1 protein-coding gene and 1 pseudogene are annotated in these 722 nt (G+C 24.2%); both read left to right on the top strand.

Annotation, left to right across the window (positions count from 1 at the left end):
- Positions 1-66 precede the first annotated feature (66 nt).
- Positions 67-462, top strand: coding sequence for a YbaN family protein (locus GQX97_RS13185; RefSeq protein ID WP_015274760.1), 396 nt, complete (start codon positions 67-69; stop codon positions 460-462).
- Positions 463-477: 15 nt separating this feature from the next.
- A pseudogene (locus GQX97_RS13180) lies at positions 478-722 on the top strand (hypothetical protein); the annotation flags it as partial.

Here is a 722-nt window from a genome sequence, read left to right as displayed (position 1 = left end):
GACTAAAAAGTACTATTAATTTATAATGAACATTGTTCACTATGATATATTAGGAATGMTTTGTTTATGAGAATATTATACATAGTTTTAGCTTTTTTGTTTATGGGACTTGGAATAATAGGAGTAGCTCTTCCAATACTTCCAACTGCTCCATTTCTTTTGCTTGCTGCTTTTTTCTTTGCAAAAGGCTCTCAAAAGTTTCATAATTGGTTTATATCAACAAAACTTTATAAAAAACATTTAGAGAGTTTTGTAAAATCAAAAGCTATGACATTAAAATCTAAACTTAGCATACTCATACCTGTAAGTATTATGCTTATAATTGCTTTTATATTAGTAAATAATTTGCATGCAAGAATTGCTTTAGTTGTATTACTTACAATAAAATATTTTTATTTTTTTGTATGTATAAAGACCATAAAAGAATATAAAGAAAACACAAATATTGAATTTGATGAATAGAAAACAGGTATTATTATGAARGTATATAAATATATTGCTGTAATAAATATTATAACTTTAAGTTTTTTTGATATTGCATATACAGAGGAGGAAGATAAAAAAAATAAAGTTTTATCTGGAATAGATAATAGATTTTTTTCTATAGGGTTATACAGCAGTGCTGATACTATAAAGACAAGTGTTAATATAGAGTTTGGTTTTAAACTATTTAAGTATAACAATTTTGAGATGAAAAGTTATACTTCTATAGTAGGCTCAAA

The sequence above is a fragment of the Brachyspira sp. SAP_772 genome (assembly GCF_009755885.1).
GTDB lineage: Bacteria > Spirochaetota > Brachyspiria > Brachyspirales > Brachyspiraceae > Brachyspira.
This window is presented reverse-complemented; position numbering and strand designations above follow the sequence as displayed.

Excerpts from the sequence above, each read along its gene's own strand:
- GQX97_RS13185 (WP_015274760.1), top strand. The coding sequence starts at position 67 with ATGAGAATATTATACATAGTTTTAGCTTTTTTGTTTATGGGACTTGGA.